Origin of the sequence: Nocardia sp. NPDC005745 (genome assembly GCF_040630775.1) — a bacterium.
GTDB lineage: Bacteria > Actinomycetota > Actinomycetes > Mycobacteriales > Mycobacteriaceae > Nocardia.
On sequence record NZ_JBEXYF010000013.1, the window covers coordinates 1 to 22,186 of the forward strand.

A 22,186-nucleotide genomic window follows, 5' to 3' on the forward strand; every position below is an offset into this window, starting at 1 on the left:
ACGCACGAGACAGCGGTGGCCACCGCGCCGATCGACTCGCCGATCGGGCCGATCGCGCCGGGAGGTGTCGCCGCGCAACGCTTCCGCTGGCAGGGTCAAGGGGCCGCGAACACCCAGCGCCGCAGGCGCTGGAAAACAACTCAGAACGCGGCCTCGTCCAGGTTCATGATCTCGTCGTCGAGGGCGGCGATGATCCCGCGCACCGCGGCCAGGTTGGGCAGCACGTTCTTCGCGAAGAAGCTCGCGACGGCGACCTTTCCGGTGTAGAAAGCGCGATCCTTCTCCGGCGCGTCGGTGGCCAGTGCGGTGGCCGCGATCTCCGCCTGCACCAGCAGGCGCCAGCCGATGAGCAGGTCGCCGACGGCGAGCAGGAAGCGCACCGAACCGAGGCCGACCTTGTACAGCTCGGTGGGCTTCTGCTGGGCGGCCATCAAGAAGCCGGTGAGCGAGGCGGCCATCGCCTGCACGTCCTCCGCGGCCGTGCGCAGCAGGTCGCGCTCGGTGTCGAACCGTCCGGTCTTCGCGTCGAGGAACGCCGCGATCCGCGCGCTGACGTGCCCGAGCGCCGCACCTTTGTCGCGAATGATCTTGCGGAAGAAGAAGTCCTGCGCCTGGATGGCGGTGGTGCCTTCGTAGAGCGAGTCGATCTTCGCGTCGCGGATGTATTGCTCGATCGGGTAGTCCTGTAGATAACCGGAACCGCCCAAGGTCTGCAACGACTCGGTGAGGAACTGGTAGGCGCGCTCGGAACCGACGCCCTTGACGATCGGCAGCAGCAGATCGTCCACCCGGTGCGCCAGATCTGGGTCGGCGCCCGAAACGAGCTGGGCCACATCGGCGTTCTGGTGCGCGGCGGTGTACAGGTACACCGCGCGCAGGCCCTCGGCGTACGCCTTCTGCATCGCCAGTGAACGACGCACGTCCGGATGCCGGGTGATGGCCACGCGGGGCGCGGCCTTGTCGGTCATCTGGGTCAGATCCGCGCCTTGGACACGTTCTCTGGCGTAGTCCAGCGCGTTGAGATAACCGGTCGACAAGGTGCCGGAGGATTTGACGCCGACCATCATGCGCGCGTTCTCGATCACCTGGAACATCTGCGCGATGCCGTTGTGCACGTCGCCGACCAGCCAGCCCTTGGCCGGTACGCCGTGGCCGCCGAAGGTCAGCTCGCAGGTGGGCGAGGATTTCAGGCCCATCTTGTGCTCGACCCCGGTGACGTACACGCCGTTGCGCTCGCCGAGTTCCAAGGTGTCGGGGTCGAAGAGGAACTTCGGCACGTAGAACAGCGACAGGCCCTTGGTACCGGGTCCGGCGCCCTCCGGCCGGGCCAGCACCAGGTGGAAGACGTTATCGGCGGTGTCGCCGACCTCCGCGCCGGAGATGAACCGCTTGACGCCCTCGATGTGCCAGGTGCCGTCTTCTTGCGGAATCGCCTTGGTGCGTCCCGCGCCGACATCGGAACCGGCGTCGGGCTCGGTCAGCACCATGGTGCCCTGCCAGCCCTTCTCGAAGCCGAGCGTGGCCCAGTGCCGCTGCTGCTCGGTGCCGACGTTGTACAGCACGGACGCCATGACCGGCCCCATGTTGAAGAACGACGCCGACGGGTTGGCGCAGGTGATCATCTCGGCGACGGCCCAGACCAGCGGCGCGGGCGCGGGGGTGCCGCCCATGCCCTCCGGCATGCCCAGCCTGCTCCAGCCCGCGTCGCGCACGGCGGCGACGGTCCTACGGAGCGGCTCCGGAACAGCGATCGAGAAGGTGGTCGCGTCATAGGCCACCGGATCGCGATCGGCCGCCGCGAAGGAGTCCGCCACCGGCCCCTCGGCCAGTCGCCGAACCTCCGAGAGGATCTCCCGGGCGGTGTCGGAATCGAGGTCGCCGTAGGCGCCGGTATCGAGGAGTTTGTCCAGCTCGAGCACTTCGAACAGGTTGAATTCGATATCCCGCAAGTTCGCCTTGTAGTGGCCCATCTGGTCCTCCTCGACTCGAGTCCGCGGCCCGCCGCCGCGGCTTGGGACGGTTCAGATGTCGTACGAATCGAAGCGTGCCGCATCGCGGCGACGCTACGCAACCGTAGCCACATCCGCCCCGGCCAGCGGGTTTGCCCGGATCTCACAACCGTTCACCGTCCGTTTACGGGAAAGGTTCACACGAGCGAAACAGACGAAATGGACTTGTCATCGAGAGATATTCCGGCGCAACAAGTCCTGTCTACCGTTCGCATCACGAATACAGCCGTTGTATACAGGCCCGTCTACAGCCGTGAGCGGGGCGAAGACGGCGGTATTCGATGCGGCGCCCTGCCGACGCCGCCGCAACACCTGATGAGGAGAGGGTTCGCCCCATGCCAGATTCCCGTGCCACCCATCGCTCCAGGCGTTTGGTCCGAGCGGTGGCGGTGCCCACCGCGGTCGCGCTCGCCGGCCTGTTGCTGACCGCCTGCGGCGCCAAGGACGACGCCTCGACCACCGGATCCGGCGCCGCCTCCTGCGTCGACACCTCGAAGGACACGATCAAGGTCGGTTCACTGCACTCGCTGTCCGGCACGATGGCCATCTCCGAGGTCACCGTCGCCAACTCGACCAAGCTGGCCGTCGACCAGATCAACGCCGCGGGCGGCGTGCTCGGCAAGAAGATCGATCTGGTGCTCGAGGACGGTGCCTCGGACCCGAAGACCTTCGCGGAGAAGGCGGAGAAGCTGATCAGCTCCGACTGCGTCGCCGCGGTGTTCGGCGGCTGGACCTCGTCGAGCCGCAAGGCCATGAAGCCGAAATTCGAGAGCCTGAACTCGCTGCTCTACTACCCGGTCCAGTACGAGGGCCTGGAGGACAGCAAGAACATCTTCTACACCGGCGCCACCACCAATCAGCAGATCGTTCCGGCGCTGGACTACCTCAAGCAGAAGGGCATCACGTCCCTGTACCTGGTCGGCAGCGACTACGTCTTCCCGCAGACCGCCAATCGTGAGATCAAGGCGTACGCCGCCGCCAACGGCATCGAGATCAAGGGCGAGGACTACACCCCGCTCGGCTCCACCGACTTCTCCACCATCGTGAACAAGGTCCGCTCCGCCAAGGCGGGCGCGGTGTTCAACACCCTCAACGGCGACTCCAACGTCGCGTTCTTCCGCGAGTACAGCAACGCGGGCCTCAAAGCCGCGGAGATGCCGGTGATCTCGGTGTCCATCGCCGAGGAAGAGGTGGCGGGCATCGGCGCGCAGCACATCGCAGGCCAGCTCACCGCGTGGAACTACTACCAGACCGTGGACACCCCGGTGAACAAGAAGTTCGTCGCCGACTACAAGGCCGCCTTCGGCGCCGACAAGCCGACCTCGGACCCGATGGAAGCCGCCTACGCGTCGGTCTACCTGTGGAAGAACACCGTCGAGAAGGCGCGGTCGTTCAAGGTGGAGGACGTCCAGGCCGCCGCCGACGGCGTCAGCTTCGAGGCGCCGGAGGGCCTGGTCACCATCGACGGCTCCAACCACCACATCACCAAGACCGCCCGCATCGGCGAGATCCGTCCCGACGGACTCATCTACACCGTGTGGGACTCCGGCAAGGCCGTGACGCCGGACCCCTACCTGAAGTCCTACGACTGGGCCAAAGGCCTGAAGTAGTCCGCGGCTGTCCGCGGCCCAGCTACCGGTGCCCGCCCGGCGACCCAGTCGCCGCGGCGATCACGCGGAGCGCGTAATGAGGGGGGCCGCGGACAGCATCGGACATCAAGGCACCCAACGCGCCCCCGAGCGCCTCGACTCCCGGTTTCGAGCGAAGCGAGACCGAGCATGTTCCGTTCGCGGCGCTGGAAAATCCAACACAGGAGCTCGCATGGACGTTGTGATCGGACAGCTCTTCACCGGGCTGAGTCTGGGATCGATTCTCTTGCTCGCCGCGCTCGGCCTCTCGCTGACCTTCGGGCAGATGGGCGTGATCAACATGGCGCACGGCGAGTTCATCATGGCCGGTTGCTACACGACCTACGTTGTGCAGAAGGTCATCTCGTCGGCGGGCGTCTCGCTCGTCGTCTCGCTGCTGATCGGTTTCCTGGTCGGGGGCCTGCTCGGCGCCGCGCTGGAGATGGGCCTGATCCGCTGGATGTACGACCGGCCGCTGGACACGTTGCTGGTCACCTTCGGCGTCGGGCTGGTGCTGCAACAGCTGGCCCGTGACATCTTCGGCGCGCCCGCGAAGAACGTCATCGCGCCGGAGTGGCTCAGCGGCGGCGTCACGATCCTGGGCGCGGTGGTGCCGAAGACGCGCATCTTCATCCTCGTCCTGGCGGTGGTCGCGGTGACCGCGCTGGCCGCGGTGCTCAAGGCGACTCCGCTCGGCCGCCGGATCCGCGCGGTGGTGCAGAACCGCGGCTTGGCCGAAACCTCGGGCGTTTCCAGCCGTTTCACCGATATCAGCACGTTCTTCATCGGCTCCGGCCTGGCGGGCGTGGCCGGTGTCGCGCTCACCCTGATCGGCTCGACCAGCCCGACCATCGGCCAGAGCTATTTGATCGATGCGTTCCTCGTGGTGGTCATCGGCGGGCTGGGCCAGATCAAGGGCACCGTGATCGCGGCGTTCGCGCTCGGCCTGCTCAATTCCTACATCGAATACTCGACCACCGCGTCCATCGCGAAAGTCGTCGTCTTCGTCGTCATCGTGATCTTCCTGCAGGTCCGTCCGCAGGGCCTGTTCACCGTCCGGACAAGGAGTTTGGCATGACCACACTCGTACAACGGTGGCGCGCGCATTCCTCGCTCACCGCGTTGGCCGGGTTCGCCGTCGCCGCCGTCCTGTTGTTCGCGGTCGCGCCCGCGGTGCTCAGCGATTTCCGGCTCAACCTGCTGGCGAAGTTCTTGTGCTTCGCGATCGTCGCGGTGGGCATCGGGCTGGCCTGGGGACGCGGCGGAATGCTCACCCTCGGGCAGGGCGTGTTCTTCGGCATCGGCGCCTACATCATGGCCATGCATCTGCAGATGGCCGACGCCGCCCGGCTCGGCAACGACGTGCCGGAGTTCATGGAGATCGCGGGCATTCGCGAATTGCCGTCGTTCTGGACGCCGTTCGCGTCGGGTCCGGTGGCGCTGCTCGGCATCCTCGTGCTGCCCGCGCTGATCGCGGCGGCACTCGGTTACGGCGTATTCAAGCGCCGCGTGAAGGGCGCGTACTTCGCCATCCTCAGTCAGGCGCTCGCCGCCGCGCTGGCCATCCTGCTGACCGGCCAGCAGGCCATCGGCGGATTCACCGGTCTGTCGGATTTTCGCGCGTTCTTCGGGTTCAAGCTGTCCGACCCGGTCAACCGGCAGATGCTGTTCTTCATCGCGGCGGGCACGCTGCTGGTGGTGGTCGCGCTGGTGCGGCAACTGATGCACAGCAGGTACGGCGAGTTGCTCGTCGCGGTGCGCGACCAGGAGGAGCGGGTGCGCTTCCTGGGATACGACCCGGCGAACGTGAAGATCGTCGCCTATGTGGTCGCGGCGTTCTTCGCCGGCATCGCCGGTGCGCTGTTCACTCCGATCGTGGGCATCATCTCCCCCGCCGACATCGGCGTCGTTCCGTCCATCGCGTTTCTCATCGGCGTCGCGATCGGCGGCCGGACCACCCTGCTCGGGCCGGTGCTCGGCGCGGTCGGCGTGGCATGGGCGCAGACGGCGCTGTCCGAGGAGTTCCCCTCGGGGTGGACGTATCTGCAAGGCGTGCTGTTCATCGTGGTGGTCGGTTTCGTGCCCGCGGGCCTCGCCGGATTGTGGCCCTTGCTGAAAGGTGTGCTGGGCAACCGGTTGCGGCGGCCAGCGGACCCGCCTGCCGCCACGGTGGTCGAGGCGCTGCCGGAACCCGCGACGGAGAAGGTGGAATCGCGATGACCGAGACGACGCACGAACCGAAGCTCGGCGGCAACGCGGGAATGTCCAGCGAGTACCTGGAGATCCGTGGCCTGTCGGTGAGTTTCGACGGTTTCAAGGCCGTCACCGATGTCGATCTGACGGTGTTGCAGGGCGATCTGCGTTTCCTCATCGGTCCCAACGGCGCGGGCAAGACGACGCTCATCGACGCGATCACCGGTCTGGTCCCGGCGACCGGGTCGGCGCAGAAGACCGGCGTGGAACTGCTCGGCAAGAAGGTGCACCGGATCGCCCGGCTCGGCGTCGGAAGGACGTTCCAGACCGCGAGCGTGTTCGAGCAGCTCAGCGTGCTGCAAAACCTCGACATCGCGGCGGGCGCGGGCCGTTCGGCGCTCACCATGCTGCGCCGCCGCAAATCGGTGCTCCCCGTGATCGAGGAGGCGCTGGAGACCACCGGTCTGACCCGCCTGCGCGACAAGCCCGCCGGGGTACTCGCGCACGGGCAGAAGCAATGGCTCGAGATCGGCATGCTCCTGGTGCAGAACGCGTCGGTGCTGCTGCTGGACGAGCCGGTGGCCGGCATGAGCGCCGAGGAACGGGAGGAGACCGGAAACCTGTTGCGCCGCATCGGCGGCGACCGGGTGGTCGTGGTGGTCGAGCACGACATGGATTTCATGCGCGCCTTCGCCACCTCGGTCACCGTTCTCGCGGGCGGCAAGGTGCTCAGCGAGGGGACCGTCGAACAGGTGCAGGCGGACCCGAAGGTCCAGGAGGTCTACCTCGGCACCGCCGCGGCCGTCGGCACCGAACTCGAGGACGCCTCGACCGCGCCGAGCCCGGAGTCACCCCGGAAAGGGGACAGCGATGCTTGAACTCACCGATATCCACTCCGGCTACGGCCGCACCGAAGTCATCCACGGCGTCTCGGTGACCGTCCCGGACGACAGCGTGGTCGCCGTCATGGGGCACAACGGCGCGGGGAAGACCACGTTGCTGCGCACGGCCGTCGGCCTGATCGGCACGAAGTCGGGCCGGATCGAGTTCGACGGGGAGGCCATCACCAAACTGTCGCCGTCGCGGCGGGTGCGTCGCGGGATCGCGTACGTGCCGCAGGGCCAGCAGAGTTTCCCGCAACTGACCACCGCGGAGAATCTGCAGGTGGTCGCGGACGGCCGTAAACGCGGCAAGGCGCTGATCGACGAATCGCTCGATCTGTTCCCCGCGCTGCGCGAACTGCTCGCGCGGAAGGCGGGCCTGCTGTCCGGCGGCCAGCGCCAGCAACTGGCCATCGCGCGGGCGCTGATCACCGAGCCGAAGCTGCTCATCCTGGACGAGCCGACCGAGGGCATCCAGCCGTCGGTGGTCGCCGAGATCGAGCGCACCATCATCGATCTCACCCGCCGGGGCGGACTGAGCGTGCTGCTGGTCGAACAGCACATCGGCTTCGCGTTGCAGGCGGCGCAGCGCTACTACGTGCTGCGTTCCGGCCGGGTGACCTCCACGGGCGCGGGTGGCGCGGGCGCCGAGAGCGAAGTCCGCTCGGCGATGGCGATCTGAGCGCCGCCATGACCCGCGGCAGGGGTCGGATTCCATTGCGCGAGCAGGTGTACGACTCGTTGCGGCGGGATCTGGCCACCGGAGCGATCGTGCCGACCGAACGGCTCGGCGAGGAACGCCTCGCCGAGGCCTACGGGGTGTCGCGCACCCCGGTGCGCGAGGCGCTGGCCCGGTTGCAGGCCGACGGCTTGGTCGAGCGGCTCGCCGACGGCCTCTACCCGTACCGGCCCCGGCTCGACGAACTCGATCACCTATACGAGTTGCGGCTGGTGCTGGAAGCCAGGGGGATGCAACGCGTGCGGGCGCCCGGTGAGGCGCCCGCGCACGATCTGGATCTCGTGCGCGCGGAACTCGACGCCTGGCGCGCGCTGCGCGACGACCCGCCCGAACCGGGACCGGCGCTGGTGGCCGCCGACGAACGGTTCCACACCACCTTGCTCGCCGCCGCGGGCAACGCCGCACTCGCCGAGGCGCTCACCGCCGTGCACATCCGGGTGCGCCCGGTGCGCACACTGGACATGCCGACTCCGGAGCGGATCGCCACCATGACCGCCGAGCACATCGCGGTCGCCGAACTCCTGGTGTCGGGTGCGGTGGACGCGGCGGCGGAGACCCTCACCGCCCATATCGACACCTCCCGGACACACGTGCTGGCTCGCGCCCAGCACGCACTGCGCCTGACCAAGCTGGGCCGCGCCGTGCGGGATTGACAGGTCAGCAGTTCTGCTGGAAGGGGAAGCATTCGGTGGGCCGGTGCGACGGCGGCGACGGGGTGGTAGTCGTCGTACCGGTGGCCGGAATCGGTTGCGCCGAGTCGTGCGCCAGCGCGGTGGCGATCACGCCGAGCACGAACAGGACCCCGACCACGGCGATCACGACGACCGACCAGCCCGCGTAGGCCTGGCTCTTCGTCGCGGCGCCGGGCTTCGGCTCGACCCGCGGCTTCGGTGTGCGCGGAACGGTCGTGACCGGCTCCGGCGCGTTCTCCTCGAAGCCCGCCTCGAGAAGTTCCGCGCGGGTCGGGGCGATCTCCGCCAGACCGAGCGCGCCGCACGCGCCGATCACCCGGTCCGCGGTCCAGTCGCGCGGTCCAGCGGAGAATCCCTCCAGGTAGATCCGCAACTCGGTCGCGTCGGTGACATTTCCGACCACCACGTCCAACCCCGGGCGCAGGTTCGTACGCGCCGGACGCACCACGGCACCACGGAACGGGACGAGCACCACGGCGCCGCTGATGTGCCCCGGGTCCTGCAGCGCCCGCTGGAGCATGTGCTTGACCGCGTAGATGCCGTGTTCCACGCGCTCGGCGGGGCTTCCGGATTCCGGGTCGTCCAATTCCACCGGCGCGTCGCTGATCTTCCACGGCCCTTCGGCCGGTGTGCTCAGAATGCCGCTCTGCCTGCGCTGGAATCCGTGCACCTCCAGCACGGTCAGGCCCCGCGGGGTGCACACCACCGCGTCGACACGCCGGTTGTCCGCCTCGAGATCGATCACGGCGAAACCGGTGGTCGGATACGACCGCAGGCACGCGACGAATTCCCGCTCGGCGCCGGAAAGCTCCGCTCCGGGCCTGATCCTCACCAGCATCTGTTCCCCTGCCGACCTGTTGTCCACACCTGACGCCGCGCCAACTCATTGCGGCCGCGGTGACCCGCACCGGTACTGATGATGACGGGGTACCCGGCCGAAAACCACTCCGAAAGCAAAAGAATGGCGGGCTCCGCGCGGGATACTGCCGAGTAGGCTCTTTCTCGGCCGGCACCGACGCCGGCCGCACAGACCACGCGGAGGTGGCAACCACGATGGTTTCAGCGCTGCAACCACGCATCTCGCCCGGACGGCTACGGGAACTCGGGCCGCTCAACTGGGTTGTCTGGCAGGTGCTTTCCCGCGCCGCGGGCACCGGCGACGCCCACTTGTTCAGCACCCTCGGCCGCACCCGCGGATTGTTCCGCGGCTGGCTGCACTACTCGGGCAAACTCATGCCGGGCGGGCGGCTACCGCGCCACGAGTCGGAACTGGTGATCATCCGGGTCGCGCATCTGCGCGGCTGCGACTACGAAATGGACCATCACATCCGGCTCGGTCGCCGCGCGGGGGTGACCACCGAAATCCTCGAGCGGCTGCGTAAGGGTCCCGAAGCGGCAGGTTGGTCGGACAAGCACCGAGCGCTGCTGGCCGCGGTGGACCAGCTCGTCGAGACGCGGGACCTCGACGACGACGCCTGGGCCGAGCTGGCGAAGCACTACGACGAGCGCAGCCTCATCGAAATCGTGCTGCTGATCAATCAATACGACGGGCTGGCCGCGACGATCACCGCCCTGCGCATCCAGCGCGACGGCGTCTAGACCCCCGCGGACGGTCCCTCGATGCGGCGCGCCAGGCCGTCGAGCACCAGCGTCAGCCCGAACTCGTAGGCATGGTCGGCGCTGTAGGCAGCGTCGTGCGCCTGGCCAGCGGCCGCGCCGACACGGGCGGCGAGCGGGTAGCGCTCCGCGTCGAACACCTGCGCCAGCACGGGCGCGGCCCGTTCCCACCACTGCCCGTCGGACAGCGAGCTGTCCGACGCCGCCCGCGCGCTGTCGATGGCGATACGGGCCACGGAGGTGACGAACCCGAGCACGAACGTGAGCGCGGCGTCCATCGCGACGTCGTCGAGCCCGAGGTCAGCGAAGGCCCCCAGCTCATGGTCGTACTTGGCGGCGAGGCCGGGGCCGAGTGGCGGCCGGGTGGTCGGCAGATACGCCACCCACGGATGGCGGGCCAGCATGGCGCGGTTCTCGGCCGCGATCCGGACGACCCGCTCGCGCCAGGGCAGACCGGTGAGGTCCGCGCGCTCCATCCGCGCGTACACCGTGTCCAGCATCAAGTCGATCAGCTCGGCTTTGCCCGGCACATACGTGTAGGTGGCCATGGGGGTCAGGCCGAGCCGGTTGGCGACGGCGCGCATCGTGAGCGCTCCGATCCCCTCCGCATCGGCGATCTCGAGCGCGGCGGCGATCACCGCCTCGACGCTGCTGCGCTGCTTCGGGCCCCGGCCCGCGCCCGACTCCGGCGGAATCCGCCATAGCAGCTCCAACGTGCGAACCGGGTCGCCCGCGCCGCTGCGTTCCTTCGGCTGTCCCACCGCTGCCTCCTCGACCACCTCGAACCACCGATGGTATCGGTGTGACACAGGTCATAATGCGCGCCGCTCAAAAATTCTCTACAAAGTACAGTGTACTTAGTACAGATTTCTGACGCCGAGGAGAGTTCATGAACATCACCGCTTCCGCCGTCTCACTCAACGTCCCCGACCCGGCCGCCTCGGCGAAATTCCTCATCGACCACCTCGGCTTCGAGGAGAAGATGTCGGCCGACGGGTTCGTCTCCCTCGCCCGCGACGACGCCGGACTGAACGTCATCTACTTGCGCACCGGGCTGGCGAGTTTCAAACCGAAGAGCAAGGCCGGCAGTGCGGGCGAAGGGCTGCTCGTCGCCTTCGTGGTCGACGACATCGACGCGGAATACGCTCGGTTGCAGGGCGAGGGGGTGCCGATCGTCACGCCCATCGAAACCGAGGAATGGGGCGAGCGGTACTTCCAGATGAGCGATCCGAACGGGATCATCATCCAGCTGGTGCAGTGGGTGTAGCACTCGAGCTTCACTCGAACCGGTAGCCGGGCCGGATGTGGCGGCATGGAAACAGGCCGCCGCATCGCACCCCCGACAGCCACCGTCGCGAGGCGGTGGCCCTACGCGCAACCGATAAGTGTCAGCCCAGCGCCGCGCGGAAGACTTCGACAGCCCGGGTAGCCGGTCGGCCCAGCAATTTCTCCAGGTCCCCGGAGCGAACGTCGAGGATGCCGCGGGCGATGCCCGCGTCGGCGTCGGCCAGCGTTTCGGCGTAGGCCGCCGGCAACCCGGCCTGGATCAGCGCGGCGGCGTAGTCCGCTTCCGACAGGTTCTCGTAGCGCACCGGCTTGCCTGCGGCTTCCGAAATCGCCTGCGCCAGTTCGGCATAGGTGAGGCTTTCGCCACCGCCGAGTTCGTATACCCCGCCCGCGTGACCATCGGTGGTGAGCACCCGGGCGGCCGCTTCGGCGTAGTCGGCGCGCGCCGCGCCCGCCACGCGCCCCTCGCCCGCGGCGCCGTACAGTACGCCCGACTCCACCGCCTGCGCGAGACCGCCCACGTAGTTCTCCCAATACCAGCCGTTGCGCAGCAGTACGTGCGGCACGGCCGATTCGGCGAGCACCGCCTCGGTGCCCTTGTGTTCTTGCGCGAGGATCAGCGGGTTGTCGGTAGCGCCCGGAATGCTCGTATAGGCGAGCAGTTCCACGCCGGCGCGTTCGGCCGCACGAATGACATTGGTGTGCTGCGCTACTCGCGCGCCGAACTCGTTGCCCGAGATGAGCAGCACCCGGTCGACGCCGTCGAGGGCGCGCACCAGCGCGGCCGGGTCGTCGTAGGCGGCCCCGCGGACGTCCACGCCGCGTTCGGCCAGGTCGGCGACCTTCCCCGGATCACGCACGATCGCGACGGGCGTCGATCCCGCGCGCGACAACTCCTCCACCACGAGTCGGCCCAGCTGCCCGCTCGCTCCGGTTACGGCGATGGTCATGACTACCTCCAGGGTGTGTACTGCTTTACATGCACTAACTATTCGTAAGTACTATGCATTCCATACCCACTGCGGTCAAGTTGGGTACGATGACGGGTATGACGACCCAGCACACCGGCTCGGCGGAGGCCGACGACCCGACGCTGGAAGCCGACGTCTTCGCGCGCAACTGCACCTCACGGCCGGTCCTGCAGACCGTGGCCAGTCGCTGGGGCACCCTGGCGCTGGTCGCGCTGCGTGAAGGCCCGTACCGGTTCAGCGCCCTGCGGCGAAGGGTCGACGGCGTGAGCGAACGCATGTTGTCGCAGACTCTGCAAGCGCTGGAACGCGACGGCATGGTGCACCGCGAGGTGCAGGAGACGATTCCGCCGCGCGTCGAATACACCCTCACCGAATTGGGCGCCGAGGTGGCCGCGCACCTGGAATCGCTGATCCAGGTGCTGGAGACCAACATGCCCCGCGTACGCGAGGCACAGGCGGCCTACCACCGCGATTGACCGGGGAAGAGACTCCCCGCGCCGCGGGTTACACGGGCATGGAACTCGCCGCCGCCGTCGCTTTCGCACGCGAACATCGCAGGTCCGTGCTCACCACGATCCGCCGCAACGGGCGCCCGCAGCTGTCCAACGTGCTGCACGTCATCGGCGCCGACGGCCGGATCCGCATCTCCATCACCGCCGACCGCGCGAAGTATCACAACCTCGTGCGCGATCCTTGGGCGGCACTGCACGTGACCCGCGATGATTTCTTCGCCTACGCAGTGCTCGAAGGCACGGTCGAACTCACTCCGGTCGCCACCGCGCCCGGCGACCCCACCGTCGACGCGCTCGTCGACTACTACCGCACCGCCAACGGCGAGCACCCCGACTGGGACGAGTACCGCGCCGCGATGGTCACCGACCGCCGCGCCTTGGTCCTGTTCACCCCCACCCACGCCTACGGCATGCTCCCGGCCGCCGGTTAGCGGAGCGGCCGAGGTCCGCAGCGACTACGACCGAGTGGCGGGCGCTCCGACGCGACTCCGATCCACCGCCGGACCGGCGCGGCGCACGGCCGAATCAGCGGGCCATCAGGTCGGACACGGTGACGAATTGATAGCCCGCGGCGCGCAATTCGGTGACGATGCGGGGGATGGCGGCGAGCGACGCCTCAGCGTTCCCGTACATGACGTGCAAGAGGATGATCGAACCGGGACGGACCTTGCCGAGCGTCTCGGCGACGATGTCGTCGGCGGTGACGTCCGCCCGGCCCGAATCGGGCTCTACGTCCCACGTCACGGTGACCCGGTCGTGCTCGGCGAGATAGTGCGGCAGCATCCACAATTTCTTGCCGTAGGGCGGCCGGAAGGTGATCGGGCCCGCGTAACCGGTCTTCGTGATCTCGGCGTCCGTGCCCTCCACCTCGTCCCGGACCGTGCCGGGGGTGACGAACACCATCCGCCGATGCGAATAGGTGTGGTTGCCGATCTCATGGCCCGCGGCCGCGATCGCCCTGCCGTGCTCCGGATGCGCGGCGAGATCACGCCCGTTCAAGTAGAACGTGGCGGGAACTCGCGCGTCAGCAAGGACTTTCAGCACTTCGGGAGCGCGATCGGACGGCCCGTCGTCCAACGTCAGCGCGACGACCCGCGCGTCGGTGTCCACCCTGCTGACCACGTGACCGGCCAACTGGAAGGTGCGCGCGTTCATCAGGTAGAAGGTGCCCGTCCCGAGCAGCACCACCACGACGAGCACCGGCACACTTCCGATCAACCACCTGCGAAGCATGCACGCTGTATAGCAGACCGTCCGCGCCCGCGCCGACCTCCAGCGACCCTACCGAGGCGGAAACCATTGGCCGACAAAGCAAAAGGGCGTGCGATCTACGACCGCACGCCCTCTCTCCGCGACCGGATCAGAAGTTGATCATGTGGCCGGCCAGGCCGTGGAAGGCTTCCTGGAGGGCCTCGCTGAGCGTCGGGTGGGTGTGCACGTTCCGGGTCAGCTCGTTGACCGTCAGGTCCCACTTCTGCGCGAGGGTGAGCTCGGGCAGCAGCTCGGAGACGTCCGGGCCGATGAGGTGCCCGCCGATCAGCTCGCCGTACTTGGCATCGGCGATGAGCTTGACGAAACCGGTGGGGTCGCCGAGGCCGTGCGCCTTGCCGTTGGCGGTGAACGGGAAGGTCGCGACCTTCACGTCGTAGCCCTCGTCCCGGGCCTGCTGCTCGGTCAGACCGAAGCTGGCGACCTGCGGCTGGCAGAAGGTGGCGCGCGGCATCATCCGGTAGTCGCCGAGGGTGACGGTCTCCGCACCCGCGATGGTCTCGGCCGCGACCACGCCTTGGGCCTCCGCGACGTGCGCGAGTTGCAGCTTGCCGGTGACGTCGCCGATCGCGTAGATGTGCGGCACGTTGGTGCGCATGTAGTCGTCGATCCCGATCGCGCCGCGGTCGGTGACCACCACGCCGGTGGTCTCCAAGCCGTAGCCGTCGACGCGCGGTGCGAAGCCGACGGCCTGCAGCACCTTGTCGACGGTGACGGTCTCGACCGAGCCGGACTTGTTGTCCTTGATCGAGACGGTGACCTTGGCGCCGTCGTCCTCGATGGACTGCACGGCCGCACCGGTGGTGATGGTGATGCCGAGCTTCTTGTACTGCTTGGTGATCTCCTTGGAGACGTCCGCGTCCTCGTTCGGCAGCGCGCGGTCGAGGAACTCGACGATGCGCACGTCGACGCCGTAGTTCTTCAGGACGTAGCCGAACTCCATGCCGATCGCGCCCGCACCGACGATGAGGATCGAGCCGGGCAGGTCACGGGTGAGGATCTGCTCCTCGTAGGTGACCACGTTCGCGCTGAGCTGGGTGCCGGGCAGCAGCTTGGTGACGGTGCCTGCCGCGATGATCGCGTTGTCGAACGTGATCGCCTCGGTGCCGCCCTTGGAGAGCTCGACCGTGAGCGAGTTCGGGCCGGTGAAGGTGCCCTTGCCGTCGAACTCGTCGATCTTGTTCTTCTTCATCAGGAAGTGGACGCCCTTGACCCGGCCGTCGGCGACCTTGCGGCTGCGGTCGAAGGCGACCCCGAAGTCGAAGTTCACCTCGCCGGAGATGCCGAAGGTCTTCGCCTCCTTGGTGAAGATGTGGGCGAGTTCGGCGTTTCGCAGGAGCGCCTTGGACGGGATGCAGCCGACGTTCAGGCACACACCGCCCCAGTATTTCTGCTCGACGATCGCTGTTCGCAGGCCGAGTTGAGCGGCGCGGATCGCGGCGACGTATCCGCCGGGACCAGCACCGAGAACGACGACATCGTAGTGGGAAGTCACGAACCGAGCCTAACTCCGCAGCGGTATGTTCACCCACCCATCCCCCACCCTGGTGAGGCGTGGGCCACACCCACCCGCAAACTTTCCGTGATCGGGAAGAACACGGTGGTGTCGCCGCGCTAGCATGCCGCCCGAGCAGGCGTATTCAACCGATCCCGGCACCCGTTCCCCCAGGCGCGCGAACGTCCGTGAGCGGCACCTGGCCGCGGTGAAACGCGAGTGGACCTCTCCGTGGTGTGCCCCTCGCGGGGGTCGCACCCGGTGGTGAGCCGCTGCGGTCAGCTGCGCCAGACCTGGCGGGCGGCGCGGCGGAAGTTCTCACCGAAGACCGCTGCCCGGTCCGCTGCGGTGAAACCACGACCGGCCAGCACCTCGTCGAGGCCGGGTACGTCGGCGGCCCCGGTCAGATCCTCGGGCGGCACCCATTGCAGCGCGCCCCATGCGGTGTATGCCTCGGAGAAGGCGTCCGGATTGTTCGCCAGTTCGGCGTTGAAGTCCTCGGCGTCGAAGGAGTAGTCCGAGCCGATTCCGATGTGCTCGATGCCGACCAGTTCGGCGCCGTATTCGATGTGCCGCGCCATCGCCGCGATCCGCTCGGCGCGTTCGTCGGCGGCGTTGCGGCCCAGGAAGATTCCAACGCCGTTGATTCCGATCACGCCGCCGGTCGCGGCGCAGGCCCGCGCCTGCTCGTCGGTGATGTTGCGCGGATGGTCCCACAGGGCCGCGAAGTTCGAGTGGCTGTAGATCATCGGGACGACGCTCAACTCGGCCAGTTCCAGCCCGGTGCGCCGGGAACAATGCGAGCCGTCGGCGAACATGCCGACTTCGTTGAGCGCATGGACGAGATCGCGGCCGTACCCCGTGAGTCCGGTGTCCTCGGTGTCCAGGCATCCGCAGCCCGCGGCGTTGGCGTGGTTGTAGGTGGGCAGCAACGACCGCACCCCGAGGTCGTAGAACCGCGCGACGTTGTCCAGGTCGCCCCCCAGCGGGCCGGAGTCCTCCAGATCGAACGCGAGCGCGACGGCGCCGGGCGCCCCGATGTCATCGATGCCGCGCACCAGGCGAAACCGGCCGTCCGCCGACGCCTCGCGGCGGAATCGGTCCAGCAACGCCAGCGAGTCCGCGGTCGACTGCGGCGAGTAACCCACGTTCACCGACAAATACGATCCGGCCGGGTAGCGCGCGAGGTCGCCGATGCGCGCGGCGGGCGAGAGCGGCAGGCAGCAGTGCTGCTCCCAGAGAAACGGTGGCAACCTCGAACCTCCTGCTCGGATCGGCCTCGCAGGCAGCGATCCTACTTGTCCGCGCCGAGCCGGCATCGGCCCCAGCGAACGGCGAGCCGCCGCTCCTCGGCCGCGGTGGACGAGTTTTCCCGTTCGCCAACACTTTTCGCCGCAATGGTCGGTAACAGCGCGCTCACCTCGACCGATGCACGTTGTACATCAATCCCCCGTGCCCCGAAGGCGGTGCGACCATGCGTCGCTTGCTTCCCCTTTTCTTCTCCTTCCTGACAATCGCCGGTCTCTGGATCGCGCCCGCCCCGGCCTCCGCCGCCCCGGCGTGTGCGTCCGGTTGGGGTTCGATGCCCAAGACGAGCCAGGCCCGCACGCTCACGCCGCTGACCGGGGTCCGCGCCGGGCGGCACGACTGCTTCGACCGCCTGGTGTTCGACCTCGCCGGGCCCGTGACGGGTTACCACGTCGGCTACGTCGAGCGGGTGACCATGGACGGCTCCGGCGCACCCGTCCCGCTGCGCGGGGAGGCGTACCTGAGCATCACCGTCAACGCCCCTGCCTACGACGACTCGTTCACCCCCACCTACAACCCCGCCAATCGGGCCGAGCTCACCGAGGTGCGGGACTACCGGACTTTCCGTCAGGTGGCCTGGGCCGGCTCTTTCGAAGGCCAGACCACGGTCGGTCTCGGGACGCGCGCCCGGCTGCCGTTCCAGACCTACACCCTCGACGGACCGGGCAGCGGATCGCGCATCGTGGTCGACGTAGCGCACTCCTGGTAACCGCGCGCCGGGCGGCTCGTCCACAATGTGGGGATGAGCGGTGTGGAGAATGTGACCGACCCCTACCTCTGGCTGGAAGAAGTGACCGGCGAGCGGCCCTTGGACTGGGCCCGCGCGCACAATGCCGTCGTGCACTCCCGGTTCGCCGACTCCGATCGCTTCCGGGAGCTGGAGCGGCGCATCCTCGGCATGCTCGACACCGATACGAAGATCGCCTACCCGTCTCGCCGCGGCCCCTGGCTCTACAACTTCTGGCGAGACGCCGAGCACCCGCGCGGCCTCTGGCGGCGCACTACGTTCGCCGAGTACGCCGAGGACTCGCCGGACTGGGACGTGCTGATCGATCTCGACGCACTGGCCGCCGCCGAGGACGAGAACTGGGTGTGGGGCGGAGCCGCGGTACTGCGCCCGGAACAGTCCCGCGCGCTGATCAGCCTGTCGCGCGGCGGCGCGGACGCGAAGGTGGTCCGCGAATTCGACCTCGAGCGGCGGGTGTTCGTCGACCCGGCCGACGGCGGCTTCTTCCTGCCCGAGGCGAAGTCGGAGATCCGCTGGATCGATATCGACTCGGTGTACGTGGGCACCGACTTCGGCCCCGGCTCGCTGACCGATTCGGGGTATCCGCGGATCGCGAAACGCTGGCGGCGCGGCACCGCCCTGGACGAGGCGACCACCGTTTTCGAGGGCGAGACCGGAGATGTCGCGGTCTCGGCGGGCTACGACCGCACACCGGGTTACGAACGGCACTACGTCGGCCGCGCCACCGACTTCTTCAACGAAGAGGTGTACCTGCTGGCCGACGACGGAACGCTGCGGCATCTCGACATCCCCAGCGACGCCAGCGAATCCTGGTACAAGGACTGGCTGCTGGTGCGGTTGAAGTCGCCGTGGGAGGTGGGCGGCGCGAGCTATCCCGCGGGTGCGCTGCTGGCCGCCGACTTCGAGAAGTTCCTGTCCGGCGCACGGGATTTCGAGGTCCTCTTCACCCCGGACGCGCACACCGCGCTGCACGGCTACGGCTGGACCGAGAATCACCTGCTGCTGGTCACGCTCGAGGACGTGCAGACCAAGCTGCACGTGCTCACCCCGGCCACGGACGGCTGGCGTCGCAGGCCACTGACCGATACCCCGCCGATGGCCACCACCAGCGTGCTGAATCTCGACCCGCTGGAGGGCGGCGACGAGTTCATGCTCAGCACCAGCGGGTTCACCACGCCGGCCACGCTGCTGGCCAGTGCGGTCGGCGGGCGCACCGAGCGGCTCAAGCAGGAGCCCGGATTCTTCGACGCCGGCGGCGTGGAGACCGAGCAGTTCTTCGCCACGTCCGATGACGGCACGCCGGTGCCCTACTTCGTGATCCGCCATCGCGACCGCAAGGACCAGCCTGGGCCGACGGTGATGTCCGGGTACGGCGGTTTCGAAGTGTCGCGCACTCCGGGTTACAGCGGCGCCTCGGGGATGGGCTGGCTGGAGCGCGGCGGTACCTGGGTGATGACGAACATCCGCGGCGGCGGCGAGTACGGGCCGCAATGGCACACCTCGGTGCAGAAAGCCAACCGGCACAAGGTGTACGAGGACTTCTCCTCGATCGCGAAAGACCTCGTCGGGCGCGGTATCACCACGGCGGATCAGCTCGGCGCGGTCGGCGGCAGCAACGGCGGGCTGCTCATGGGCGTGATGCTGACCCGCTACCCCGAATTGTTCGGCGCGATCGTCTGCCAGGTGCCGCTGCTGGACATGAAGCGCTACCACTTGCTGCTGGCGGGCGCCTCGTGGATGGCCGAGTACGGCGACCCCGACAAGCCGGAGGAATGGGAGTACATCGGCAAGTACTCGCCTTATCAGAACGTGCGCGCCGACCGCGCCTACCCGCCGATCCTGCTCACCACCTCGACCAGGGACGACCGGGTGCATCCCGGCCACGCCCGTAAGATGGCCGCGCTGCTGGAGGAGCAGGGCCACGAGTTCTGGTACCACGAGAACATCGAGGGCGGCCACGGCGGCGCCGCCGACAACAAGCAGTCGGCTTTCCAGGCGGCGCTGATCTACGAGTTCTTCACCCAGATGCTGATCGAGCGACGCGCCTGACGAAGGCCGGGCCGGACGCGGTCCGGGCGCGCCTCAGCGGTCGCGCAGCCACTTCTCGATCTGGTCGACGGTGCTCGCGCACTGCCGGATCCAGCCGTTGTGGCCGAGCGGTTCCGGCTGTCGCCAGCGCGTCACCTCGGCGTTGGGCAGCTTCTCCAGCAGGTGCTCGGCGGAGCTGGGCGGGGTGAGGTCGTCGCCGGTCATCGTGATGGACAGCACCGGAAGCCGCAGCCGTGCGATGCGCTCCTCGTAGTCGATGTCCGCGCCGACCGGGACGAACCGGCCGGTGCGCGCGAGCCGGGCCCAATCGGAGATCAGCACTTTGGACTGGCGGCCGAAGCCCATCGACACCCGGTCGCCGGGCCAGAAGCCCGCCAAGTTGGCCGTCAGCGAGATCGCCGCGGTGCCGACCAGCATGCCCGGGCCCGAAAGTCCGCGATAGCCGCGGTAATACGGCGTGCCGGACGCGACCAGGACGAGTCCGCCGAGCCTGCCGCGGATGCGGGCGGCGTACATGACGCCGAGCTGGCCGCCCATGCTGTGGCCGAGCAGGTACGGCGTGCTGTCCGGGAATTGTTCGCGGACCACCTCGAAGATCGCCGGGAAGTCGACCGAGACCAGCTCGTGGTAGCCGAAGGTGCTGGCGGAACTCGGCTTCGGCCTGCTGTCGCCGTTGCCGCGCAACTCACCGATGGCCACGTCGAACCCGCGTGCCGCCAGGCTCGAGGCGAACAGTTCGTAGTAACCCCCCGGGACACCGAGTCCGGGCACGATCACCAGCACCGGACGCGGCGCGTCCGGTGTGACCGGGTGCCGGTGCACGCCCCCGGCGGGGATCAACCGCACCGGAACCGTGGTGCCGTCCGGCATCTGGATCGGAACTGTCTGCATCCCCGAACGCTACCGCGCTCGTGCCTGCCGGTCCCGCAGGCCGGGACGCTATGCGCGGACCGCGCCGATGATCACTCTGCTCAGCACCCGGATCACGTCGTCGAGCGGCGGACGCGGCTCCGCACCGCTCCACGAGTCCACCACGTAGTTGACGGCGCCGATGATGGCCAGCATCCGCATCTCGTAGTCGCCCGCGGGTATCTCGCCGTGCAGCGCGGCGTCTTCGGCGGCGCCGGCCAGCAGCGAACCCCACTCCCGGCGCACCGCGAGACGGAACTTCTCCACCTTCGGGCCCGCGCCGACCACTTCGACCAAGGCGACGCGCGCCTTGCGCGGATCGGATCCGATGGATTCGACGTACGCGCGAACCGCGGCATCGATGACGTCCAGCGACTTGGCGCCGGACTTCGCGTCCAACGCCTTCTTCACGGCATCGCGCGACTCCCGGTCGATCTGCTCGTACAGCTCTAGGAGCAGGGACTCGCGACCGGTGAACTCCTCGTAGAACTGTCGCGAGGAGAGTCCGGCGTCCTTACAGATGGCGCCGACCGAACTATTGGCGTAGCCGTCCCGCGCGAAGACCGTCAGGCCTGACTCCAGAAAACGCGCACGCCGCTGACGCTGCCGGTCCTCCACGGGTTGCCCGGCATACATTCGACCCGTATTCGCATCCTGTGACATTGGGGCAGACAATACAGAAGGGCCCGAACTCATCGTCATGGATCGGGCCCTTCGTTACAACCTGCGGCCTACATCGCGTTAGCCGAAAGTTGGCTGAGCAGTTGCTACCTCATTGATCGGTCGCCGAGCCGAAGCCCGGCGACCATAGTAGTTTGCGCACAAGCACGCTCATCAGCGAATCGAGCATCCGGCAACTCCGATCTGTCCGTGAGACATTCCTTGTCACTGGCCATTTGCCGGAACAGACGATACCTAGCGGCGTCGTGTTTGCGGGCAATTTTAGAGGGAAACTGTAGAATTTTTTGTTTCATTCCGATTCGTCGGTTACGGCAAGTTCGCCCGACTCCGCCGACCCGGCCAGCAATTCCGGCAGCGCGGCCACGGAATCGATGACGTGATCGGGCGCGCGGTCGGCCGATGCCAGTACGCCGGGACGAAATTTACCGGTCCGTACCAGAACCCCGGTCAACCCCGCGTCCTGCGCCGCCAGCACATCCGAATACAGATCGTCACCGATCATCAGGACTTCCGAAGGATCCAGCCGCATCAGTGCGGCGGCGGTCCGGAAACCGGCTGCGGCGGGCTTGCCGACCACCTCGATGCGCGCATTGCCCGCAGCCTCCAGGCCGGGCAGGTAGGCGCCCGCGTCGACGCGGAGCCCTTTCGCTGTGGCCCAAGTCAACCCGCTGTGCATGGCGACGACGGGCACACCGTCCAGCATCAGTTCCACCACCCGGCTCAGCGCGGCGTGATCGAATTCCGGTCCCGCTCCGCCGATCACGACCACGTCCGGATGATCGTCGTCGAGCGTCAGACCGGTGAGATCCGCCGTGATGTCGCCGTGGTTGAGCACCCAGACGGCGGCATCGGGGTAGCGTCCGCGCACGAACTCGGCGGTGAGCCTTGCGGCGGTGACGATCTCGCCCTGCTCGACCTCGATACCGGTGTCGCACAGGCGCTGCGCGATCTCGGCGCAAGTGCGCGAGGTGGTGTTGGTCAGGAAAGCGCGGCGCAGCCCGCTCTCGCCGATCCGGCGCACCGCGGCGGCGGCGCCCTCGATCTCCTGCCAGGAGGTCACCAGGACGCCGTCGATGTCGTAGAGCACGCCTCGGATCCGACCGCGGTCAGGCATGGGTTCAGCGTACGACCGGCCCGCCCGCCGGGCACGCGGACTCGGGGTGATCAATGCCGAAGGCGCCGATACGCACTGGAGGAG

21 protein-coding genes and 2 pseudogenes are annotated in these 22,186 nt (G+C 68.0%); 13 read left to right on the top strand and 10 right to left on the bottom strand.

Annotated features, from left to right (window positions below; translation table 11 throughout):
- Positions 1-93 (top strand): annotated as a pseudogene (locus ABZ420_RS15485) (hypothetical protein); the annotation flags it as partial.
- A 47-nt stretch (positions 94-140) separates the two neighbouring features.
- On the opposite strand, the gene ABZ420_RS15490 reads toward ABZ420_RS15485, so the two are convergent.
- Positions 141-1,970 (bottom strand): acyl-CoA dehydrogenase, encoded by a 1,830-nt coding sequence (locus ABZ420_RS15490; RefSeq protein WP_357122445.1) that lies wholly within the window; start codon positions 1,968-1,970, stop codon positions 141-143.
- A gap of 374 nt (positions 1,971-2,344) precedes the next feature.
- Between ABZ420_RS15490 and urtA the strand changes: the two genes are divergently transcribed.
- The 6 genes from urtA (at position 2,345) to ABZ420_RS15520 (ending at position 8,103) form a co-directional block, all read left to right on the top strand.
- Positions 2,345-3,619, top strand: coding sequence for an urea ABC transporter substrate-binding protein (gene urtA / locus ABZ420_RS15495; protein ID WP_357122448.1), 1,275 nt, complete (start codon positions 2,345-2,347; stop codon positions 3,617-3,619).
- Between the two features lie 211 nt (positions 3,620-3,830).
- Positions 3,831-4,715, top strand: coding sequence for an urea ABC transporter permease subunit UrtB (gene urtB, locus ABZ420_RS15500; RefSeq protein ID WP_040870580.1), 885 nt, complete (start codon positions 3,831-3,833; stop codon positions 4,713-4,715).
- A complete protein-coding gene (gene urtC, locus ABZ420_RS15505) occupies positions 4,712-5,857 on the top strand; it encodes an urea ABC transporter permease subunit UrtC (RefSeq protein ID WP_357122451.1) in 1,146 nt (381 codons plus the stop codon). Before urtB ends, urtC begins: the two co-directional genes overlap by 4 nt.
- Positions 5,854-6,708 (top strand): urea ABC transporter ATP-binding protein UrtD, encoded by an 855-nt coding sequence (gene urtD / locus ABZ420_RS15510; protein ID WP_357122454.1) that lies wholly within the window; start codon positions 5,854-5,856, stop codon positions 6,706-6,708. Before urtC ends, urtD begins: the two co-directional genes overlap by 4 nt.
- Positions 6,701-7,393: an urea ABC transporter ATP-binding subunit UrtE gene (gene urtE, locus ABZ420_RS15515; RefSeq protein WP_040870583.1), complete on the top strand. Its 693-nt coding sequence runs from the start codon at positions 6,701-6,703 to the stop codon at positions 7,391-7,393. The genes urtD and urtE overlap by 8 nt, the downstream gene beginning before the upstream one ends.
- An 8-nt stretch (positions 7,394-7,401) precedes the next feature.
- Positions 7,402-8,103 carry a GntR family transcriptional regulator gene (locus ABZ420_RS15520; RefSeq protein WP_357122457.1) on the top strand — a complete coding sequence of 234 codons (702 nt, stop codon included), beginning with the start codon at positions 7,402-7,404 and terminating at the stop codon, positions 8,101-8,103.
- Positions 8,104-8,107: 4 nt separating this feature from the next.
- Here ABZ420_RS15520 and ABZ420_RS15525 read toward each other — a convergent pair whose 3' ends face one another.
- The gene (locus ABZ420_RS15525) at positions 8,108-8,980 is read right to left on the bottom strand and encodes an NERD domain-containing protein (protein WP_357122460.1); all 873 of its coding nucleotides are present in this window, start codon (positions 8,978-8,980) and stop codon (positions 8,108-8,110) included.
- Between the two features lie 227 nt (positions 8,981-9,207).
- Between ABZ420_RS15525 and ABZ420_RS15530 the strand changes: the two genes are divergently transcribed.
- Positions 9,208-9,741, top strand: coding sequence for a carboxymuconolactone decarboxylase family protein (locus ABZ420_RS15530; RefSeq protein WP_357122878.1), 534 nt, complete (start codon positions 9,208-9,210; stop codon positions 9,739-9,741).
- On the opposite strand, the gene ABZ420_RS15535 is transcribed toward ABZ420_RS15530, so the two are convergent.
- Entirely contained in the window at positions 9,738-10,520 is a 783-nt protein-coding gene (locus ABZ420_RS15535; protein WP_357122463.1) for a TetR/AcrR family transcriptional regulator, read from the bottom strand. The genes ABZ420_RS15530 and ABZ420_RS15535 overlap by 4 nt on opposite strands.
- A gap of 128 nt (positions 10,521-10,648) precedes the next feature.
- On the opposite strand from ABZ420_RS15535, the gene ABZ420_RS15540 reads away from it, so the two are divergent.
- Complete coding sequence (locus tag ABZ420_RS15540) at positions 10,649-11,026, top strand: VOC family protein (RefSeq protein ID WP_357122466.1); 378 nt, start codon at positions 10,649-10,651, stop codon at positions 11,024-11,026.
- A gap of 121 nt (positions 11,027-11,147) precedes the next feature.
- Here the strand turns inward: ABZ420_RS15540 and ABZ420_RS15545 are convergent, their stop codons facing one another.
- Complete coding sequence (locus ABZ420_RS15545) at positions 11,148-11,996, bottom strand: SDR family oxidoreductase (protein ID WP_357122469.1); 849 nt, start codon at positions 11,994-11,996, stop codon at positions 11,148-11,150.
- Between the two features lie 98 nt (positions 11,997-12,094).
- Between ABZ420_RS15545 and ABZ420_RS15550 the strand changes: the two genes are divergently transcribed.
- Positions 12,095-12,493 carry a helix-turn-helix domain-containing protein gene (locus ABZ420_RS15550; RefSeq protein ID WP_040870863.1) on the top strand — a complete coding sequence of 133 codons (399 nt, stop codon included), beginning with the start codon at positions 12,095-12,097 and terminating at the stop codon, positions 12,491-12,493.
- A 38-nt stretch (positions 12,494-12,531) separates the two neighbouring features.
- Positions 12,532-12,960 carry a PPOX class F420-dependent oxidoreductase gene (locus ABZ420_RS15555; RefSeq protein ID WP_357122881.1) on the top strand — a complete coding sequence of 143 codons (429 nt, stop codon included), beginning with the start codon at positions 12,532-12,534 and terminating at the stop codon, positions 12,958-12,960.
- 94 nt (positions 12,961-13,054) lie between these two features.
- Here ABZ420_RS15555 and ABZ420_RS15560 read toward each other — a convergent pair whose 3' ends face one another.
- The 3 genes from ABZ420_RS15560 to ABZ420_RS15570 all read right to left on the bottom strand — a co-directional run bounded on the left by ABZ420_RS15560 (position 13,055) and on the right by ABZ420_RS15570 (position 16,546).
- Positions 13,055-13,762, bottom strand: coding sequence for a polysaccharide deacetylase family protein (locus tag ABZ420_RS15560; RefSeq protein ID WP_357122472.1), 708 nt, complete (start codon positions 13,760-13,762; stop codon positions 13,055-13,057).
- Positions 13,763-13,889: 127 nt separating this feature from the next.
- Positions 13,890-15,293 (bottom strand): dihydrolipoyl dehydrogenase, encoded by a 1,404-nt coding sequence (gene lpdA / locus ABZ420_RS15565; protein ID WP_357122475.1) that lies wholly within the window; start codon positions 15,291-15,293, stop codon positions 13,890-13,892.
- A 278-nt stretch (positions 15,294-15,571) separates the two neighbouring features.
- Positions 15,572-16,546 (bottom strand): membrane dipeptidase, encoded by a 975-nt coding sequence (locus tag ABZ420_RS15570; RefSeq protein WP_357122478.1) that lies wholly within the window; start codon positions 16,544-16,546, stop codon positions 15,572-15,574.
- A 329-nt stretch (positions 16,547-16,875) separates the two neighbouring features.
- Here ABZ420_RS15570 and ABZ420_RS15575 point away from each other — a divergent pair, with 329 nt between their 5' ends.
- Positions 16,876-17,310 (top strand): hypothetical protein, encoded by a 435-nt coding sequence (locus tag ABZ420_RS15575; protein WP_357122481.1) that lies wholly within the window; start codon positions 16,876-16,878, stop codon positions 17,308-17,310.
- 15 nt (positions 17,311-17,325) lie between these two features.
- Positions 17,326-19,398 (top strand): annotated as a pseudogene (locus ABZ420_RS15580) (prolyl oligopeptidase family serine peptidase); the annotation flags it as partial.
- A 33-nt stretch (positions 19,399-19,431) separates the two neighbouring features.
- Here ABZ420_RS15580 and ABZ420_RS15585 read toward each other — a convergent pair.
- The 3 genes from ABZ420_RS15585 to ABZ420_RS15595 form a co-directional block, all read right to left on the bottom strand.
- The gene (locus tag ABZ420_RS15585) at positions 19,432-20,289 is read right to left on the bottom strand and encodes an alpha/beta fold hydrolase (RefSeq protein ID WP_040870605.1); all 858 of its coding nucleotides are present in this window, start codon (positions 20,287-20,289) and stop codon (positions 19,432-19,434) included.
- Positions 20,290-20,337: 48 nt separating this feature from the next.
- Positions 20,338-20,970, bottom strand: a complete 633-nt coding sequence (locus ABZ420_RS15590) for a TetR/AcrR family transcriptional regulator (RefSeq protein ID WP_245659782.1) — start codon at positions 20,968-20,970, stop codon at positions 20,338-20,340.
- Between the two features lie 307 nt (positions 20,971-21,277).
- Positions 21,278-22,102 carry an HAD-IIA family hydrolase gene (locus tag ABZ420_RS15595; protein WP_357122485.1) on the bottom strand — a complete coding sequence of 275 codons (825 nt, stop codon included), beginning with the start codon at positions 22,100-22,102 and terminating at the stop codon, positions 21,278-21,280.
- Positions 22,103-22,186 lie beyond the last annotated feature (84 nt).

Bases quoted from the DNA above. Each gene is read 5' to 3' on its own strand.
- ABZ420_RS15490 (WP_357122445.1), bottom strand. From the start codon at position 1,970: ATGGGCCACTACAAGGCGAACTTGCGGGATATCGAATTCAACCTGTTC.
- urtA (WP_357122448.1), top strand. From the start codon at position 2,345: ATGCCAGATTCCCGTGCCACCCATCGCTCCAGGCGTTTGGTCCGAGCG.
- urtB (WP_040870580.1), top strand. From the start codon at position 3,831: ATGGACGTTGTGATCGGACAGCTCTTCACCGGGCTGAGTCTGGGATCG.
- urtC (WP_357122451.1), top strand. From the start codon at position 4,712: ATGACCACACTCGTACAACGGTGGCGCGCGCATTCCTCGCTCACCGCG.
- urtD (WP_357122454.1), top strand. From the start codon at position 5,854: ATGACCGAGACGACGCACGAACCGAAGCTCGGCGGCAACGCGGGAATG.
- urtE (WP_040870583.1), top strand. From the start codon at position 6,701: ATGCTTGAACTCACCGATATCCACTCCGGCTACGGCCGCACCGAAGTC.
- ABZ420_RS15520 (WP_357122457.1), top strand. From the start codon at position 7,402: ATGACCCGCGGCAGGGGTCGGATTCCATTGCGCGAGCAGGTGTACGAC.
- ABZ420_RS15525 (WP_357122460.1), bottom strand. From the start codon at position 8,980: ATGCTGGTGAGGATCAGGCCCGGAGCGGAGCTTTCCGGCGCCGAGCGG.
- ABZ420_RS15540 (WP_357122466.1), top strand. From the start codon at position 10,649: ATGAACATCACCGCTTCCGCCGTCTCACTCAACGTCCCCGACCCGGCC.
- ABZ420_RS15545 (WP_357122469.1), bottom strand. From the start codon at position 11,996: ATGACCATCGCCGTAACCGGAGCGAGCGGGCAGCTGGGCCGACTCGTG.
- ABZ420_RS15550 (WP_040870863.1), top strand. From the start codon at position 12,095: ATGACGACCCAGCACACCGGCTCGGCGGAGGCCGACGACCCGACGCTG.
- ABZ420_RS15555 (WP_357122881.1), top strand. From the start codon at position 12,532: ATGGAACTCGCCGCCGCCGTCGCTTTCGCACGCGAACATCGCAGGTCC.
- ABZ420_RS15560 (WP_357122472.1), bottom strand. From the start codon at position 13,762: ATGCTTCGCAGGTGGTTGATCGGAAGTGTGCCGGTGCTCGTCGTGGTG.
- ABZ420_RS15575 (WP_357122481.1), top strand. From the start codon at position 16,876: ATGCCCAAGACGAGCCAGGCCCGCACGCTCACGCCGCTGACCGGGGTC.
- ABZ420_RS15585 (WP_040870605.1), bottom strand. From the start codon at position 20,289: ATGCAGACAGTTCCGATCCAGATGCCGGACGGCACCACGGTTCCGGTG.
- ABZ420_RS15590 (WP_245659782.1), bottom strand. From the start codon at position 20,970: ATGTCACAGGATGCGAATACGGGTCGAATGTATGCCGGGCAACCCGTG.
- ABZ420_RS15595 (WP_357122485.1), bottom strand. From the start codon at position 22,102: ATGCCTGACCGCGGTCGGATCCGAGGCGTGCTCTACGACATCGACGGC.